This is a genomic window from Pseudomonas sp. Soil_N_39 (assembly GCF_057655955.1).
The window spans coordinates 505,860-523,676 of the sequence record NZ_JBDGLI010000001.1 but is presented as its reverse complement, the minus strand read 5'-3'; the positions used below and the strand labels follow the sequence as shown (position 1 = coordinate 523,676).

General features: G+C 63.0%; 15 protein-coding genes. 11 read left to right on the top strand and 4 right to left on the bottom strand.

The window, feature by feature from the left end:
- The first annotated feature begins 14 nt into the window (after positions 1-14).
- From AC3A5O_RS02250 to AC3A5O_RS02240, 3 genes are read left to right on the top strand one after another with little or no spacing between them, the layout of a single operon-like run.
- Positions 15-1,529 (top strand): TolC family protein, encoded by a 1,515-nt coding sequence (locus AC3A5O_RS02250; RefSeq protein WP_305491492.1) that lies wholly within the window; start codon positions 15-17, stop codon positions 1,527-1,529.
- A 12-nt stretch (positions 1,530-1,541) separates the two neighbouring features.
- Entirely contained in the window at positions 1,542-2,327 is a 786-nt protein-coding gene (locus tag AC3A5O_RS02245; RefSeq protein ID WP_487752813.1) for an aspartyl/asparaginyl beta-hydroxylase domain-containing protein, read from the top strand.
- Positions 2,315-3,268, top strand: coding sequence for a sulfotransferase family protein (locus AC3A5O_RS02240; RefSeq protein ID WP_487752812.1), 954 nt, complete (start codon positions 2,315-2,317; stop codon positions 3,266-3,268). The genes AC3A5O_RS02245 and AC3A5O_RS02240 overlap by 13 nt, the downstream gene beginning before the upstream one ends.
- A gap of 119 nt (positions 3,269-3,387) precedes the next feature.
- Here AC3A5O_RS02240 and AC3A5O_RS02235 read toward each other — a convergent pair whose 3' ends face one another.
- Complete coding sequence (locus AC3A5O_RS02235; RefSeq protein ID WP_354337955.1) at positions 3,388-4,149, bottom strand: slipin family protein; 762 nt, start codon at positions 4,147-4,149, stop codon at positions 3,388-3,390.
- A gap of 1 nt (position 4,150) precedes the next feature.
- Positions 4,151-4,675, bottom strand: coding sequence for an NfeD family protein (locus tag AC3A5O_RS02230; RefSeq protein ID WP_487752811.1), 525 nt, complete (start codon positions 4,673-4,675; stop codon positions 4,151-4,153).
- A 150-nt stretch (positions 4,676-4,825) separates the two neighbouring features.
- On the opposite strand from AC3A5O_RS02230, the gene AC3A5O_RS02225 reads away from it, so the two are divergent.
- From AC3A5O_RS02225 to AC3A5O_RS02210, 4 genes are all read left to right on the top strand, one after another.
- Positions 4,826-5,071, top strand: a complete 246-nt coding sequence (locus AC3A5O_RS02225; protein ID WP_305469170.1) for a DUF2789 domain-containing protein — start codon at positions 4,826-4,828, stop codon at positions 5,069-5,071.
- A gap of 215 nt (positions 5,072-5,286) precedes the next feature.
- Positions 5,287-5,868, top strand: coding sequence for an alpha/beta hydrolase (locus tag AC3A5O_RS02220; RefSeq protein ID WP_305491496.1), 582 nt, complete (start codon positions 5,287-5,289; stop codon positions 5,866-5,868).
- Positions 5,869-5,915: 47 nt separating this feature from the next.
- Positions 5,916-6,851 (top strand): sigma 54-interacting transcriptional regulator, encoded by a 936-nt coding sequence (locus AC3A5O_RS02215; RefSeq protein ID WP_487752810.1) that lies wholly within the window; start codon positions 5,916-5,918, stop codon positions 6,849-6,851.
- Between the two features lie 278 nt (positions 6,852-7,129).
- On the top strand, positions 7,130-7,912 hold the full coding sequence (locus tag AC3A5O_RS02210; protein WP_122565146.1) for a MetQ/NlpA family ABC transporter substrate-binding protein: 783 nt from the start codon (positions 7,130-7,132) through the stop codon (positions 7,910-7,912).
- Between the two features lie 419 nt (positions 7,913-8,331).
- Here AC3A5O_RS02210 and AC3A5O_RS02205 read toward each other — a convergent pair whose 3' ends face one another.
- Positions 8,332-9,492 (bottom strand): AAA family ATPase, encoded by a 1,161-nt coding sequence (locus AC3A5O_RS02205; RefSeq protein WP_122565147.1) that lies wholly within the window; start codon positions 9,490-9,492, stop codon positions 8,332-8,334.
- 123 nt (positions 9,493-9,615) lie between these two features.
- Between AC3A5O_RS02205 and AC3A5O_RS02200 the strand changes: the two genes are divergently transcribed.
- From AC3A5O_RS02200 to AC3A5O_RS02190, 3 genes are read left to right on the top strand one after another with little or no spacing between them, the layout of a single operon-like run.
- Positions 9,616-10,719, top strand: a complete 1,104-nt coding sequence (locus tag AC3A5O_RS02200) for an efflux RND transporter periplasmic adaptor subunit (protein WP_305469175.1) — start codon at positions 9,616-9,618, stop codon at positions 10,717-10,719.
- Positions 10,716-11,780 carry an efflux RND transporter periplasmic adaptor subunit gene (locus AC3A5O_RS02195; RefSeq protein WP_487752809.1) on the top strand — a complete coding sequence of 355 codons (1,065 nt, stop codon included), beginning with the start codon at positions 10,716-10,718 and terminating at the stop codon, positions 11,778-11,780. Before AC3A5O_RS02200 ends, AC3A5O_RS02195 begins: the two co-directional genes overlap by 4 nt.
- Entirely contained in the window at positions 11,777-14,824 is a 3,048-nt protein-coding gene (locus AC3A5O_RS02190) for an efflux RND transporter permease subunit (RefSeq protein WP_305469177.1), read from the top strand. Before AC3A5O_RS02195 ends, AC3A5O_RS02190 begins: the two co-directional genes overlap by 4 nt.
- Before the next feature lie 192 nt (positions 14,825-15,016).
- On the opposite strand, the gene AC3A5O_RS02185 is transcribed toward AC3A5O_RS02190, so the two are convergent.
- A complete protein-coding gene (locus tag AC3A5O_RS02185; RefSeq protein ID WP_487752808.1) occupies positions 15,017-17,236 on the bottom strand; it encodes a heavy metal translocating P-type ATPase in 2,220 nt (739 codons plus the stop codon).
- Positions 17,237-17,322: 86 nt separating this feature from the next.
- On the opposite strand from AC3A5O_RS02185, the gene cadR reads away from it, so the two are divergent.
- A complete protein-coding gene (cadR, locus tag AC3A5O_RS02180; protein ID WP_122565152.1) occupies positions 17,323-17,769 on the top strand; it encodes a Cd(II)/Pb(II)-responsive transcriptional regulator in 447 nt (148 codons plus the stop codon).
- Positions 17,770-17,817: the final 48 nt, after the last annotated feature.

Here is a 17,817-nt window from a genome sequence, read left to right as displayed (position 1 = left end):
GGGCAATCCAGGGAATGAATAGAAGTCAGAAGTTATTCGGTATGAGTGTGCTGGCGTTGGTGGTCAGTGGATGTGCGGTCACCAGCGATCCGATCGAGCGTAGCGTCAGCGAACAGCGCGCTCGCACGGATCTGCAGAACATGTACAAGGATCAGGAGCCCTTGAGCGGCCCACTGACCCTGCACCAGGCCATGGCCCGGGCGGTGAAGTACAACCTCGAAGGCCGCTTGAAGATCATGGAGGAAGCCCTGGCCAAGCGTCAGCTGGACCTGGCCAGTTTCGACATGCTGCCGCGCATGGCCCTGGACGCCGGTTATGTGGGCCGCAACAACGTCAGTGCCTCCAGCAGCCAGAGTGTGGAAACCGGTACCCAGTCCCTGGAGCCGTCGACCTCCCAGGACCGCGACCGTGAGGTGGCGGACCTGACCATGGTCTGGAACGTGCTCGATTTCGGCGTGAGCTACATTAGCGCCAAGCAGGCCGGGGACCAGCGCCTGATCGTGCAGGAACGCCGGCGCAAGGTGATCAACACCATCGTCCAGGACGTGCGTTCGGCCTACTGGCGCGCCATGGCCGCCGAGCGCCTGCTCAAGCAGATCGACAGCCTGATGGCCCGGGTCGAGGCGGCGCGTGACAACAGCCAGAGCATGAGCGAACAACGCATCGGTGACCCGGTACAGGCCTTGGGTTACCAGCGTTCGCTGATCCAGGCCACCCGCCAACTGGAAGAGCAACGCCGGGCGCTGTCCCTGGCCAAGACCGAACTGGCGACCCTGATCAACTTGCCCTTGGGCACCGAGCTGACCCTGGCGACCCAGGATGAATACACCATCCCGGAACTCAAGGTCGACCTGGCCCGTCTCGAACAGGAAGCCTTGGCCAGCCGTCCGGAACTGCGTGAGCAGGATTACCAGACCCGCATCACCGCCGCCGAAACCCGCAAGGCCATGTTGCGCCTGCTGCCGGGGCTGGAGTTTTCCGCCGGTGGACATTACGACAGCAACTCGTTCCTGGTGGAACAGGGCTGGGCCGACTATGGCGTGAAAGTCACCTGGAACCTGTTCAACGTGATCTCCGCCCCGGCGGCCATCGACGTGGCCAAGGCCGGGGAAGAAGTGGCGTCAGCGCGGCGCCAGGCGATGTCGATTGCCGTGCTGGCGCAGCTGTACGTCGCCAACGCGAACTACCGCGAAGCACTGCGCCAGTTCAAGACCAGCCAGCAACTGTCGGACATCGACGGGCAGATTGTCGGTCAACTGCGCAGCCGTCACCAGGCTGCCGGTATCGGCGAGCTGGACCTGATCCAAGGTGAACTGAACACCCTGCAGGCCGATCTGCGCCGGGACCTGGCCTACGCCGACCTGCGCAACGCCTACGGGCAGATCTTTGCCAGCGCCGGCCTCGACCCACTGCCAAACGAAGTGCAATCGACCGAAGTCCAGTCGATTGCCACGGCGCTGGCCAACCGCGAAGCGGCCTGGGCCCAGGGCGATATCGCGTTGCCGAAGCCTGCCACGGTGACGCAATAACCGGGCGCAACCATGATGCGCCCGGCGTTCTCCCGGCTGCCGGTGACGGTGAACCTGCCGCTGCTGTTGCAGGCACTGGCGGCCATTGAAGACGCGCGCTGGCAGGGGCATTTCAACAGCGCCTATCACAGCGGCGACTGGAGCGGCGTGGCGCTGATTTCGGCGACCGACGCCGTCACTGAGCTGTCGCCCGGGCGCGGTCAGCCACGGCAGCGTGTACCTTGGTCAGCGGATGGCCGTTGGCATGAGGCATTGCGCGACTGGCCCCTGGAGATCGTCTCGGCCCGGCTGCTGCGGCTGGGGCCCGGCGGGTGCATCCACGAGCATCGCGACTATGACCTGGGCGGGCCGGACGCCGATCTGCGCCTGCACGTTCCGCTGCTCAGCCCACCTGGCGTGGACTTCTTCCTGGATGGACAAATCATTCCGATGACGGCCGGTGAGTGCTGGTTTCTCGACCTGGCGCGGCCCCATCGAGTGGTTAACCGAAGTGCGCATTCGCGGGTTCACCTGGTGCTCGACTGTCGCCCCGGGCCGTGGCTGGTCCGGCAGATTGCCGATGGGCTGCCCACCACACCCGACGCGGGCGTCAGGCAAAGCGACTTCGCTCTTTTTCAGCTGCGCGTGGAAAGCGATCCTGACCTCGCCCGCACCTTGCAGAGCCTGCACGACCTCGACGCTTTCATGGCGTCCGCCCTGGCGTTGGGGGCCGAACGAGGGCTTCATTTCACCCAGGAAGAATTGCGGGCCGCCATGCGCAACGGTCGCCAGCAGTGGAGAGCCCAGTGGAAGACCTGAACCTGCACGGTTGGCTGCCGATCCGCCTATGGCAAGAGGCCGGGCAGTGGCGGGTCGACTGGTGCTGGTTCGGCGACGCGCGACTGTCACAGCCGTTCTTTGGCGACTCCGTGGAAGACGCCTTGCGCCGGCCCTTCAACCAGGCATTCCGCCGCCAGACGCCCTTGGACGCACTCGGTCAGTGGCAACGGCAAAGCCCGGGCCTTGGGCCCAGTGCATTCATCTTCCATGCCTCCCGTTGCGGTTCGACCTTAATCAGCCAGATGCTCGCCCAGTTGGACGACCATATCGTCATCTCGGAACCACCGCCCCTGGATGCGCTGCTGCGCTGTGAGCTGCCGCCGGCCGAGCGGTCTGCGGCACTCAAGGGCTTGATGTCGGCCTATGGGCAGCGCCGCCGAGGCGTGGAGCGACGCCTGGTGGTCAAGCTCGACGCCTGGAACATCGGTGAGCTGCCGCTGTTGCGTGAGTGTTTTCCCGACACGCCCTGGTTGTTCGTCTATCGCGATCCCTTGGAAATCGCCGTTTCTCACCTGCGTCGTCCCGGCATGCACATGGTGCCGGGGATGATCGGGACGACTGTCCTGGACGATGGGTTGCCATTTGGCAGCCAGGAAGATTTCATCCCGCGCCGGGTGGGGCGGTTGTTGGCGACGGGCTTGGAACACTGCCAGGCATTGTCTGGCGTGGCGGTCAACTACAGCGAACTGCCCGAGGCGATGACAGGCAGGTTGGCAGCGTTTTTCGGGCTCGATGATGAGCAATGCGGGCAAGTGTTCGCGACGGTGGGGCAGCATGCCAAGCAGCCGGCGCAGGCGTTTGTTGGCGACAGCGAGGACAAGCGCCGGGAGGCTTCTGCGTTGTTGCGTGAGCGGGTTCTGCGCTGGGCGCAGGGGCCCTATGAAGCACTCGAAACATTGCGCTGTGGCGAGGGGATTTAGCGAAGCGTCGCACTTCCCCTTGTGGGAGCAAAGCTTGCTCGCGAAACAGGCGCCTCGATTTCTGAAAGACCGCATCGCCGCCATCGCGGGCAAGCCTTGCTCCCACAGTGGGCAACGCATCAAGATTTGTTGGGCGACAACTCCGCCATCCCCTTGAGCAATTCGATCGGCAGGGGGAAGACGATGGTGGAGCTTTTATCCCCGGCAATCGACCCCAGCGTCTGCATGTAGCGCAGTTGCATGGCGCCTGGCTGGCGGCCGAGCATTTCGGCGGCCTGCATGAGTTTTTCCGAGGCTTGCAGCTCGCCTTCGGCGTGGATCACCTTGGCCCGCCGTTCCCGTTCGGCCTCGGCTTGGCGGGCGATGGCGCGGATCATGGATTCGTTGAGGTCTACGTGCTTGATCTCGACGTTTGCCACCTTGATACCCCAGGCGTCGGTCTGGGCGTCGAGCACTTGCTGGATGTCGCCGTTCAACTGCTCGCGTTCGGCCAGCAGTTGGTCCAGGTCATGCTTGCCGAGGACCGCGCGCAACGTGGTCTGGGCCAGTTGGCTGGTGGCCATGAGGAAGTTTTCCACCTGGATAATGGCTTTCTGCGGGTCGAGCACGCGGAAATACAGCACCGCATTGACCTTCACCGAGACGTTGTCCCGGGTGATCACGTCCTGGGGCGGCACGTCGAGGACAATGGTGCGCAGGTCGACGCGAATCATCTGCTGCACCACCGGAATCAGCAGGATCAACCCCGGCCCCTTGACCTGCCAGAACCGTCCGAGCTGGAACACCACCGCTCGTTCGTACTCGCGCAGGATCCGGAAGGTCGCCCCCGCCAGCGCGATCACCAGCAACAACAGCAGCGCAAAACCGATTTGCATGCCCATCTCATACCCCTCCGGAGTCAGCGGCGGCCACTTCCAGCAGTAAACCCTTGCGGGCGATGACCCGCACCGCTTGCCCAGGCCGCAGCGGCGTTGCGCTTGCCACCTGCCAGCGTTCGCCTTCCAACTGGACCCAGCCGTGATGATTATTACCGGCCTGCAATGCGGTCACCGCCGTGACTCTGCCCAGCAGCGCGGCATCGCCGCTGACAGGCTGGCGCGGCCGTGTTTTCAACGCACGGACCAGCAGGGCGATCAGCAGCAAGGCACTGACCAGGCCCAGGCCGAGCATCAGCGGAACCGGTATATCAGCGTTGGTCAGGATGACCGCGCCAATCACACACAAGACAATGCCGCCCAACCCCGCGACGCCGTAATTGGGCAAGGCCGCCTCGAAGACCAGCAAGGCCACGCCCACGGCAATCAGCCAGAAACCCAGGGGATCGGTGCCCGGCGGCACGAGGCCCTCGGCGCCGAACGCAGGCCCGCTGATCGCCAGCACCGCAACCGTCAACCAGTGAATGTTCACGGGATCCTCCCACAACGTGTAGTCGTCGGGATGCTTATTCAAAGTCTAGTCGAGTCGGGGGTTGATTGAATTTTGATCAGTCTGGCGGTCGGCGAGGGGCTAGACTGCCTAGGAACAACCCCGCCATTCATTCATGTCCAGGAGCCCCCTATGGAACCGCCGATTCACACCCTTCGCGCATTGTTCAAGCAACTGGGCTTGCCCGATGATGCTATTGGCATTGACCAGTTCATTGCGACGCATTCACCCCTCAAGCCCAGGTTGCACTTGGCCGATGCGTTTTTCTGGAATGAGGGCCAGCGGCAAATGCTGCGCGAGGAAATCCTTGAGGATGCGGACTGGGCGGAAGTGATAGATCAACTGGATGTGTTGCTGCGCAAGGGACGTAGCGAGTGAGAACGTACGCAATACCTGTGGGAGCGAGCTTGCTCGCGATAGCGATATGTCTGTCACATCAATGTTGACTGAAAGTCCGCTATCGCGAGCAAGCTCGCTCCCACAGGGTTATCTTGTTATTCGCTTTAAGCATTAACAAATAGCTTCTTATTCCTTAAAGAATATAGCTCTCCTCCCTATACTCGTCCGGGAACAGACACGCAGGAGAGCAACCCATGCGCAACGAATCGATTCGCTACCTGATTGTGCCGGGCTGGCAAGGATCGCCGGAAAATCATTGGCAAACCCACTGGCAGAACAGCCTACCCAACAGCGCCCGGGTCGAGCAGGCCGACTGGGTGACGCCCCGACGTGAAGACTGGGTCGCGGCGCTGGCCGAGGCCGTGGCCGCCGACAGTACGCCGGTGATCCTGATTGCCCATAGCCTGGGTTGCATCACGGTAGCTCATTGGGCCTCCACCGCGCCGCTGCAGTTTCTGCGGCAGGTGCGTGGGGCGCTGCTGGTGGCACCGGCGGATGTCGAGCGACCCGCCTGCGTCCCGGCGCTGCGCAACTTCGCGCCGATTCCCACTGATTTGTTGCCGTTCCCAAGCCAAGTGGTCAGCTCCGACAACGACGCCGCCGTGAGCGCCCCGCGTGCCTTGGAACTGGCGCGCAACTGGGGGGCCGAGGCCGGCATCCTGGCGGGGGCGGGGCATATAAACGTGAAGTCCGGCCACCAGCGCTGGGAGCAGGGTTTCGCTTATCTCTATCGTCTGCAAAACCGCATGGAGCATCACGCCCTGCGTCGCGCCTGAATGTTTAGCGCCCCCCGTCTCCCGGCGGTCTGGGGCGGGAGCCTGCCATGAGTTTGCATGAAACCTTCGGTCAGCCCTTGCTGACCTTTCCCGATGCGGAAAAAAGCCCCCTGAGCATTCGCGCCAAGGCGCTGGTGTTCGTCGACCCCCGTTCACGGCAGTTGCGCCAGGAACTGGAACAACTGGCACCCCGGGCGATTTCGGTGCTGATACGCGGCGAAACCGGTAGCGGCAAGGAATTGCTGGCCCGGCATATCCATCGCGAAAGCGATCGCGGCGGATTGTTTGTGTCGGTCAACTGCGGCGCCATCAGCCCGACCTACGCCGACGCCGAACTGTTCGGTTATGCCGCTGGCAGCTACAGCGGTTCGGCCAGCAGTCGGGCCGGTTGGTTCGGTTCGGCCAACGGCGGCACCCTTTACCTGGATGAAATCGGCGATTTGCCGCTGCCGATCCAGATCAAATTGCTGGCTGCGCTGGAAAACCACGAAGTCACCCGAGTGGGTGCCCATCAGCCCAGCCCGGTGGATGTCCGCCTGGTCGCGGCCACCAGCATCGACCTGGCGCAAGCGGTGGCCGCCGGGAAATTCCACGAACGGCTCTATCACTACCTGGGTGAAGGCCAACTGGAACTGCCAGCCCTGCGCAAACGGGTGGGCGATATCCTGTCCCTGGCCGAATACTTTCTGGGCATCTACAGCCAGCGACTCAACCTGGCCGTGCCGCTGATCAGTGAAGCGGCGCAGCATGCCCTCGAACAGCACAGTTGGCCGGGCAACACCCGCGAGTTGGAAAACGTCATTCATTTCGCGTTGCTGGTGAGCACGGGGGATGAAATTTTGCCGGAGCATTTGAATTTGCCGTCTCAGCCCTCGGCCCTGGAATTGATCGACCGCCAGGTGGCGCAGGTCGTTGCACAGGGCACGCAAGGCGAGCGCACGGCGCTCAAGGCGCTGCTCAATCGACTGAACCAGGCCCTATAGACCCGATATCCCCCCGTGGCGAGGGAGCTTGCTCCCGCTCGGTTGCGCAGCGACCGCAAAAATCTTGGGTCCGCTACGCGGCCCAGCGGGAGCAAGCTCCCTCGCCACAAAAAGCGGATTTTTCTATATGAGTGAAATGAATATGAACTTGAATAAAAGATATTGTTAAGGAATAAAAAATATCGGTATTGTCCGCATCACGCCAGCGATAGCACTTCACTGGCACACCACATTTAGCCGTCGTCGATGACGACCGTGATTCTCGATAAGGACACTGCATGAAAAAGGTTCTGTTGTTTACCGCATTGGCGGCAGCCCTGGCTTCGGGCCTGGCCCAGGCCGCGGAAAAATTGGTCGTGGCGGCCACGCCGGTGCCCCACGCTGAAATCCTCGAGCTGATCAAGCCAGCCCTGGCCAAGGAAGGCGTGGACCTGGAAATCAAGGTCTTCACCGACTACGTCCAACCCAACGTACAGGTTGACCAGAAGCGTCTGGACGCCAACTATTTCCAGACCCTGCCGTACCTGACTAACTTCAACGAAGGCAAAGGCACCCATCTGGTGACCGTGATCGGTGTTCACGTCGAACCGTTCGGTGGCTACTCGAAGAAGTACAAAAAACTGGCTGATCTGCCAGACGGCGCGACCATCGCGCTGCCCAATGAAGGCAGTAACAGCGGCCGTGCGCTGATCCTGTTGCAGAAGGCTGGCCTGATCGAGTTGAAAGACCCGAAAAACGCTTTGGCAACGCCGAAAGACATCGCCAAGAACCCGAAGAACTTCAAGTTCAAAGAACTGGAATCGGCCATGCTGCCGCGGGTGCTGGACCAGGTTGACCTGGACCTGATCAACACCAACTATGCCCTGGAAGCGGGTCTTAACCCGGCCAAGGATGCCTTGGTGATCGAAGGTTCGGATTCGCCTTACGTCAACTTCCTGGTGGCCCGTCCGGACAACAAGGACAGCCCGGCCATCCAGAAACTGGCCAAGGCCCTGACCAGCCCTGAAGTGAAGGCGTTCATCGAGAAGAAATACAGCGGCGCGGTACTGCCGGCGTTCTGATTCGCGCGGTAAACCTTGTCACGGTTTCAAACGCCGACGGCTGATACAGCGTCGGCGTTTTTTTGTGCCTTTGGGTAGTAAGGTTGTTTACTTTCGGATTGGTCGAACCTGTCCTTGTGGCGAGGGGACAAATCCCCTCGCTACAAGGCACTGTCAGGCCTCCCCGTTCTTCAACGCCCTGCGCAACGCCACCAACAATTTCACTATGTCCTGCGGTTCCAGTCGCTGCGGCACTTTTACGTCAGCCATGTTTTCTTCCTTGTAATGGTGAGGGAGATGGCGAAAAAACTCTCCCTGCGGCGCAAGAAAAATAGTCGTCTTTACCCTTCGCGGCAAATTCTGTGGTGAGAGAGCGTGAACTCAACACCGCGCCACTGTGGGAGCGAGCTTGCTCGCGAAAGCGCGTTATCAGGCGCTGATTAATCCGGCCAATGCCACGCCGGTTCATCCAACGCCCGCTGCCCGACGATCCCGGTCTGTCCAAGGTCTTTCTCCAGCACGATGCAATTGCATTGCTCATCCTGTTCCAGGGCGGCGATCAAGCGCGTGGCATGGGACACGACCCAGACCTGGCAATTGGCCGAGGCGCGGATGATCAACCGCGCCAGGGCCGGCAACAGGTCCGGGTGCAGGCTGGTTTCCGGTTCGTTGAGCACCATCAGCGAGGGCGGGCGTGGGGTGAGCAGGGCGGCCACCAGCAACAGATAGCGCAGGGTCCCGTCCGACAGTTCGGCGGCGGACAGCGGCCGTAGCAGGCCATGTTGTTGGAACGCGATGGCGAAACGTCCGCCTTGCAGTTTCTCGATGTGCAGGTGGGCACCGGGAAATGCGTCGCCGATGGCGGCATGCAGGGCTTCGTCGTCGCCGATTTCAAGGATGGTTTGCAGGGCGGCGGCCAGGTCGCGTCCGTCGTGGTGCAGCACCGGCGTGCGGGTGCCCAGTTGCGGTTGGCGCACCGGGGCGTCGGCGTCGCTGCGAAAGTGATCATAGAAGCGCCAGCGACGAATGAACTCGCGCATCTGCAGGACCTCCGGCGACGTGCGCAGGCTGCCGACCTGGTCGAACAGGCTGTCGAAGGTCGGTGTGTGCTGGGCCAGCACATCCCAGGAACGGCCTTCGCGGGCCCGGATCATCGGCCCCTTGCGGTCCACCAGCAGGCTGGCCGGCCGAAACACCGGGCCGGCCCAGATGCATTCGCGCTTGATTTCAGGGTCCAGTGAAAACGCTGAGCTACTGGTTTCCGGCAAGCCCAAGGCGATGGAATAGCTGAAGTCTTCGCCGACAAAACCCAGGCGCAGGCGCTTGGTGCCCTGGCGCACAACCGCCTGGACCGGTACCTCGCCGTTACGCATGCGGCGGCTGATTTCCTCCGGGCCGGCCCAGAAGGTCGAGTCCAGCCCACCTTCACGGGCCAGGGCATTGACCACCCCACCCTGGGCCGTTTCGGCCAGCAGACGCAGGGCACGGTACAGATTGGATTTGCCGCTGCCGTTGGGGCCGGTGATCAGGTTCAGTCGGCCCAGGGGGATGACCAATTTATTGATCGATCGGTAGTTGGCCACCGCCAGTGTCTTGAGCATGCAGATTTCCTTTGCATGGGCGTGGGGAGCAAGTCTGCCTGATTGCTGTGCTTTGAGTGAACCCTGTTCTAAGCTCACAGTCGTATCGTCACTGGTACGTCCGTACAACGCAAAGGAGTCTGCATGGCTGGTCCCGGAATCAAATGGGTTATTGGTTTGGGCGTGTGTGCATTGTTGACGGGGTGCGGTGATAAGAAGCCCGAAGAAAAAGCCCTGCCACGGGTTTTCGTGCAGCAAGCCGTGCCCAGTGAATACGCGGCCTCGGTGACCCTGACCGGCGACGTCCAGGCGCGGGTGCAGGCTGACCTGTCGTTTCGTGTGGGCGGCAAGATCATCGAGCGCAAGGTCGATGTCGGTGACCGGGTCTCGGCCCGGCAAGTGCTGGCCCGGCTCGATCCCCGGGACCTGCAGACCAACGTCGACTCCGCCGAGGCCCAGGTGGCCGCCGAGCAGGCGCGGGTCAAGCAGAGCGCGGCGGCGTTCGTGCGCCAGCAGAAACTCCTGCCCAAGGGCTACACCAGCCAGAGCGAATACGACGCAGCCCAGGCCCAACTGCGCAGCAGCCAGAGTGCGCTGACCGCCGCCCAGGCCCAATTGGCCAACGCCCGTGAGCAACTGAGCTACACCGCGCTGGTCGCCGAGGCACCGGGCATCATCACCGCGCGCCAGGCTGAAGTCGGCCAGGTGGTGCAGGCCACGGAGCCGATCTTCAGCCTGGCCCGGGATGGCGAGCGCGACGCGGTGTTCAACATCTACGAATCGCTGTTGAGCGAACCACCGTCGGACCCGGCGATCACCATCAGTCTGCTGGACAACCCCGCCATCAAGACCACCGGCACGGTGCGCGAAATCACCCCTGCGGTGTCTGCCCAAACCGGCACCGTGCAGGTCAAGGTCACCCTCAATGATTTGCCCGAAGGCATGCGCCTGGGCTCGGTGGTCAGCGCCACCGCCAAGTCCGCCGGCAAGACCGCCTTCGAACTGCCTTGGTCGGCCCTGACCAAAAACCTCAGTGAACCGGCCGTGTGGCTGGTGGACGGCGAGGGCAAGGCCCGGTTGCAAACGGTGACGGTCGGCCGTTACCTGACCGGCAAGGTCATCATCAGCGATGGCCTCAAGGGCGGTGAGAAAATCGTCACCGCAGGCGGGCAGTTGCTGCACCCTGGCGTACGCGTCGAGATCGCTGAAAACACCTACGGAAAATCCGCGCCGGGAGCCCAGCCATGAAGCGTTTGTGGATGGTCTCGGCCGGTCTGTTGCTGGCCGCCTGCTCCAAGGAGGAAGCGCCGCCCGAACCGGTGCGCCCGGTGTTGTCCGTTGAGGTCCGGGCCCTCGACCAGCAGGCACTCGGGCGGTTCGCCGGGAATATCCAGGCACGCTACGAAAGCAACGTGGGTTTCCGCGTGCCAGGACGCATCGCCAGTCGCAATGTCGATGTCGGCGCAGAGGTGAAGAAGGGCGACCTGCTCGCCACGCTCGACCCCACCGATCAACAGAACCAGTTGCGCGCCGCCCAGGGCGATCTGGCGCGGATCGAGGCGCAGTACATCAATGCCCAGGCCAATGCCCGTCGCCAGCAGCAATTGTTCGACCGTGGCGTCGGGGCCCAGGCGCAACTGGACATCGCCCAGACCGATTTGAAAACCACTGGCGCGTCCCTCGAACAGGCCCGGGCCTCGGTGGAGCAGGCTCGCGATCAGCTCAACTACAGCGAGTTGCGCACCGACCACGACGCAATCGTCACTGCCTGGAATGCCGAAGCCGGGCAGGTGGTCACCGCCGGCCAGCAAGTGGTGACCCTGGCCCGCCCGGACATCAAGGAAGCGGTGATCGACCTGCCGGCCGGGCTGGTTGAGCGCCTACCCTCGGACGTGGTATTCGAAGTCGCCGCGCAATTGGACCCGAGCACCCACACCAGCGCCATCGTGCGCGAGATCGAACCCCAGGCCCAGAGCGCCACCCGCACTCGCCGCGCGCGCCTGACGCTGACCGACACACCGCCAGGCTTTCGCCTGGGCACGGCCATCAGCGTGACCCTGAGCTCGACCATCGAACCGCGCATCGAGCTGCCGCTCAGCGCCCTGCAAGAGATCGACGGCAAGGCGCGCATCTGGCTCATCGACCCGCAGAGCCAGACGGTCTCACCCCGTGAGGTACGGATTCTCGAACGTTCGGCCAACTCGGTGCTAGTGGCCAACGGCATCAAGGCCGGCGACCGTGTGGTCAGCGCCGGCGTGAACAGTCTCCTGCCGGGGCAGAAAGTGAAACTCGACGAGGACGCACGATGAAAGGGCCTTTCAACTTATCCGAATGGGCCCTGCGGCATCAGTCGTTCGTCTGGTACCTGATGTTCGTGGCGCTGTTGATGGGCGTGTTTTCGTACATGAACCTGGGTCGGGAGGAAGACCCGTCGTTCACCATCAAGACCATGATCATCCAGACCCGCTGGCCGGGCGCGACCCAGGAAGAAACCCTAAGGCAGGTCACCGACCGCATCGAGAAAAAACTCGAAGAGCTCGACTCACTCGACTACGTCAAAAGCTACACCCGTCCGGGAGAGTCGACGGTGTTCGTGTACTTGCTCGATACCACTGGGGCCAAAGAGATCCCCGAGATCTGGTACCAGGTGCGCAAGAAGATCAACGACATCCGTGGCGACTTCCCCCAGGGGCTGCAAGGGCCGGGCTTCAACGACGAGTTCGGTGACGTGTACGGGTCGGTGTACGCCTTCACCGGCGACGGCCTGTCGATGCGCCAGCTGCGCGACTACGTGGAGCAGGTGCGCGCCGAGATTCGCGACGTGCCCGGGCTGGGCAAGGTGGAGATGCTCGGCGAGCAGGATGAAGTGCTGTACCTGAACTTCTCCACGCGCAAACTCGCCGCGCTGGGCATCGACCAGCGCCAGGTGGTGCAGAGCCTGCAATCGCAGAACGCCGTGACGCCGGCCGGGGTGATCGACGCGGGGCCGGAGCGGATTTCCGTGCGCACGTCCGGGCAGTTCCAGTCGGAAAAAGACCTGGCCAACGTCAACCTGCGGCTCAATGACCGCTTCTATCGTCTGGCCGACATCGCCGACATCCGTCGCGGCTACGTCGACCCCGCCACACCGATGTTCCGCTTCAACGGTACGCCGGCCATCGGCCTCGCCATCGCGATGAAAAAGGGCGGCAACATCCAGGACTTCGGCAAGGCGCTGCATGCGCGCATGACCGAACTGACCGCCGACCTGCCGGTGGGCGTTGGCGTGCACACGGTGTCGGACCAGGCCGAGGTGGTGGAAGAGGCGGTCGGCGGCTTTACCAGCGCCTTGTTCGAGGCGGTGATCATTGTACTGGTCGTCAGCTTCATCAGCCTTGGCGTGCGCGCCGGGCTGGTGGTGGCCTGTTCGATTCCGCTGGTGCTGGCGATGGTCTTCCTGTTCATGGAATACAGCGGCATCACCATGCAGCGGATTTCCCTCGGCGCGTTGATCATCGCCCTCGGCCTGCTGGTGGACGACGCGATGATCACCGTGGAGATGATGGTCACGCGCCTGGAAAAAGGCGACAGCAAGGAACAGGCCGCGACGTTCGCCTATACCTCGACGGCGTTTCCGATGCTCACCGGGACCCTGGTGACCGTGGCCGGTTTCGTGCCCATCGGCCTGAACGCCAGTTCCGCCGGCGAATACACCTTCACCCTGTTCGCGGTCATCGCCGTGGCGATGCTGGTGTCGTGGATCGTCGCCGTGCTGTTTGCCCCGGTGATCGGCGTGCACATCCTCAGCACCAACATCAAACCCCACAGCGCCGAACCGGGGCGGATCGGCCGGGCGTTCAACGGCGGCCTGTTGTGGGCGATGCGCAATCGCTGGTGGGCCATCGGCATCACCGTGTTGCTGTTCGTGCTGGCGGTGTTTTGCATGCGCTTCGTGCAGAACCAGTTCTTTCCATCGTCGGACCGGCCGGAAATCCTGGTGGACCTAAACCTGCCGCAAAACGCCTCGATGGACGAGACCCGTAAAGCCGTCGATCGCCTGGAAGCGACGCTCAAGGACGATCCGGACATCGCGCGCTGGAGCACCTACATCGGTGAAGGCGCGATTCGCTTCTATCTGCCGCTGGACCAGCAATTGCAGAACCCGTACTACGCGCAACTGGTGATCGTCAGCAAGGGTCTGGAGTCGCGCACGGCCCTGACCGAGCGCCTGCAAAAGCGTTTGCGCGAGGATTTCGTCGGCATTGGCAGCTACGTGCAGGCTCTGGAAATGGGCCCGCCGGTGGGTCGGCCGATCCAATACCGGGTCAGCGGCAAGGACGTCGACCAAGTGCGCAAGCACGCCATCGAGCTGGCCACCGAGCTGGACAAGAACTCCCACATCGGCGAAATCATTTACGACTGGAACGAACCGGGCAAGGTCCTGCGCATCGATATCGCCCAGGACAAGGCGCGGCAATTGGGCTTGTCTTCCGATGACGTGGCCAGGCTGATGAACAGCATCGTCAGTGGCTCGCCGGTGACCCAGGTCAACGACGATATTTACCTGATCAACGTGGTCGGCCGCGCTGAAGATGCCGAGCGCGGGTCGCCGGAAACCCTGCAGAACCTGCAGATTGTCACGCCGAGCGGCACTTCGATTCCGCTGCTGGCGTTTGCCACGGTGCGTTATGAGCTGGAGCAGCCGCTGGTATGGCGTCGTGACCGTAAGCCGACCATCACCATCAAGGCTGCGGTGCGCGACGAGATCCAGCCCACCGACCTGGTCAAGCAACTGCAACCGGACATCGACAAGTTCGCCGCCGGCCTGCCGGTGGGCTACAAGGTCGCCACGGGCGGTACGGTGGAAGAGAGCAGCAAGGCCCAAGGGCCGATCGCCAGCGTCGTGCCGCTGATGCTGTTTCTGATGGCGACCTTCCTGATGATCCAACTGCACAGCGTGCAGAAACTGTTCCTGGTGGCGAGCGTCGCGCCGCTTGGGTTGATCGGCGTGGTGCTGGCGCTGGTGCCGACGGGCACGCCCATGGGCTTTGTGGCGATCCTCGGGATCCTCGCCTTGATCGGCATCATCATCCGTAACTCGGTGATCCTGGTGACCCAGATCGATGAATACGAACGTGACGGCTACGAGCCCTGGGATGCGGTGGTGGAGGCCACCGAACACCGGCGCCGGCCGATCCTGCTCACGGCGGCTGCGGCGAGCCTGGGGATGATTCCGATTGCTCGGGAAGTGTTCTGGGGGCCGATGGCCTACGCGATGATCGGCGGGATCATCATCGCCACCCTGCTGACGCTGCTGTTCCTGCCGGCGCTGTATGTGGCCTGGTACAAGATCCGCGAGCCCAAGCGCGAGTGACCTTGTGGCGAGGGGATTTATCCCCGCAGGGGCGCGAAGCGCCCTGTTTTTTGGGGCTGCTGTGCAGCCCATCGCGAGCAAGCTTTGCTCCCACAGCAGATCTGCTGTGAGTTCAAAACGCTGTATTCACAAAGCTCCAACTGTGGGAGCAAAGCTTGCTCGCGATGAGGCCGGTGAATTTACCCTGGCCTTTTACTTGCGCAACAACCGCAACCCATTGAACACCACCAGCAAGCTCACCCCCATGTCGGCAAACACCGCCATCCACATGGTGGCAAGCCCGGCGAAGGTGACCCCAAGGAAAATCGCCTTGATCACCAACGCCAGGGCAATATTCTGCTTGAGGATGCTGGATGTCTGCCGAGACAGGCGAATGAACGCTGGGATCTTGCGCAGGTCATCGTCCATCAGCGCGACGTCGGCGGTCTCGATGGCCGTGTCGGTGCCGGCCGCCGCCATGGCGAAACCGATTTGCGAACGGGCCAGGGCCGGGGCGTCGTTGATGCCGTCGCCGACCATGCCGACGCGGTGACCCTGGGCGTACAAGGCTTCGATGGCTTGCAGCTTGTCTTCCGGCAACAAGTCGCCCCGCGCCTGATCCATGCCCACCTGCGCGGCAATCGCGTCGGCGGTGTGGGCGTTGTCGCCGGTGAGCATCAGGGTCTTGATGCCCAGGTCATGCAGTTGCCGGATGGCTTCGCGGCTGGAGTCCTTCACGGTGTCGGCCACGGCAAACAGCGCCAAGGGGCCTGTAGCGTCGAGCAGCAGCACCACCGACTTGCCTTGTTTTTCCAGGGCGAAGAGTTTCTCTTCCAGTTCGGGGGAGCACAGGCCGAGGTCTTCCACCAGGCGGTGGTTGCCCAAGTGATAGGTCTGGCCGCCGATGTCGCCGCGCACGCCGCGCCCGGCAAGCGCCTCGAAGTTATCCACAACCTGCGGGGCCAGTTGCTTATCCACAGCCGCGTTGGCAATCGCCCGGGACACGGGATGGTCGGAACGGGCGGCGAGGCTGGCGGCCAGGGCCGGAGCGGTGCTTTCCACAGTCGGGTCCAGGGCCACGTAGTCGGTTTGCACCGGTTTGCCGTGGGTGATCGTGCCGGTCTTGTCCAAGGCCAGGTAGTCGAGCTTGTAGCCGCCCTCCAGGTACACGCCACCCTTGACCAGGATACCTTTGCGCGCTGCGGCGGCAAGGCCGCTGACGATGGTCACGGGGGTGGAAATCACCAGTGCGCACGGGCAGGCGACCACCAGCAGCACCAGCGCCCGGTAGATCCAGTCGAACCACAGCGCGCCCATGAACAGCGGCGGAATGACCGCTACCGCCAGGGCCAGAGCAAACACCGCTGGGGTATAGATCGTCGAGAAGCGGTCGACGAAGCGCTGGGTTGGCGCCCGGGCGCCCTGGGCCTGTTCCACGGCGTGGATGATGCGCGCCAGGGTCGAGTGATCGGCCGCCGCCGTCACCCGATATTCCAGTTCACCGGCCTGGTTGATGGTGCCGGCGAACACCTTGTCGCCGATGGTTTTTTCCACCGGCAGGCTTTCGCCGGTAATTGGCGCCTGGTCGACGGTCGAGCGGCCGGCGACCACCTCACCGTCCAGGCCGACGCGCTCGCCCGGACGCAGCCGCACCCGCACGCCGAGGGCAATGGCCTTGACCTCTTGGACCTGCCAGGTGCCATCGGCCTGCTGCACGGTGGCCTGTTCCGGGGCCATCTGCATCAGGCCGCTGATGGCGTTGCGCGCGCGGTCGAGGGATTTGGCTTCGATCAGCTCGGCCACGGTGAACAGGAACATCACCATCGCCGCCTCGGGCCATTGGCCGATCAGTACGGCACCGGTCACGGCGATGCTCATCAGCGCATTGATGTTCAGGTTGCGGTTCTTCAGGGCGATCCAACCCTTCTTGTACGTGCCCAAGCCGCCGCTGAGGATCGACACCAACGCCACCAGCGCAACCACCCAGTTTGGCGCGGCATTGGTGAAATGGATCACCTCGGCGCCCAGGGCCGTCACACCGGACAGCGCCAACGGCCACCAGGGCTTGACCGGGGCGGGCAGGTCGTTGGTTTCTGATTTCTGGCCCGGAGTCAGCGGGTCGGCTTGCATGCCTAAGGACTCGATGGCCTGGATGATCGACGCGTCGCTGGGCAAATCGTGGGTCACGCCCAGCACGCGGTTAATCAGGTTGAACTCCAGTCGCTGCACGCCTTCGAGCTTGCCGAGCTTGTTCTGGATCAGCGTCTGTTCGGTGGGGCAATCCATGGCTTCGATGCGGAAACTGCTCAGCCGCGTACCGTCCGTCGGCGTCTTGCCGAGGTTGACCACCGCCGGCGCCGCTTTCGAGGCGCAGCAGGAATGCCCGTGGTCATGGCCGTGGTCGGGTTTGTGGATGTGAAGGGAATCGCTCATCGGGTGACGTCCGTGAAAAGTGCCTGTTGCGCAGTAAAGACCCTGTAGCCACTATAGGGTCAAGCACCTATTTGGGAGGCCGCATCATGAAGATCGGAGAACTGGCGAAAATCACCGACTGCCAGGTCGAAACCATCCGCTATTACGAGCGCGAAGGCCTGCTGCCGGAGCCGGCCCGCAGCGACGGCAACTACCGCGTCTACACCCAGGCCCATGCCGAGCGGCTGACGTTCATCCGCAACTGCCGCACCCTGGACATGACCCTGGAAGAAATCCGCAGCCTCCTGGCCCTGCGCGACAGCCCCCAGGACCAGTGCGAAAGCGTCAATGCGCTGATCGACGAACACATCCAGCACGTCAAGGCCCGCATCGATGGCCTGCTGGCCCTGCAGACGCAACTGATCGACCTGCGCCATCGCTGTGGCGAAGGGCCGGATTTGGATCAATGCGGGATCTTGCAGCGGTTGGAGGTGAGCGGGGCGGTGGCGGCGGAGGTGGAGCATTCGCATGTGGGGCGTAGTCATGGGCATTGAGCCGATCTTGGAGCACATGCAGATCCAATGTGGGAGCGAGCTTGCTCG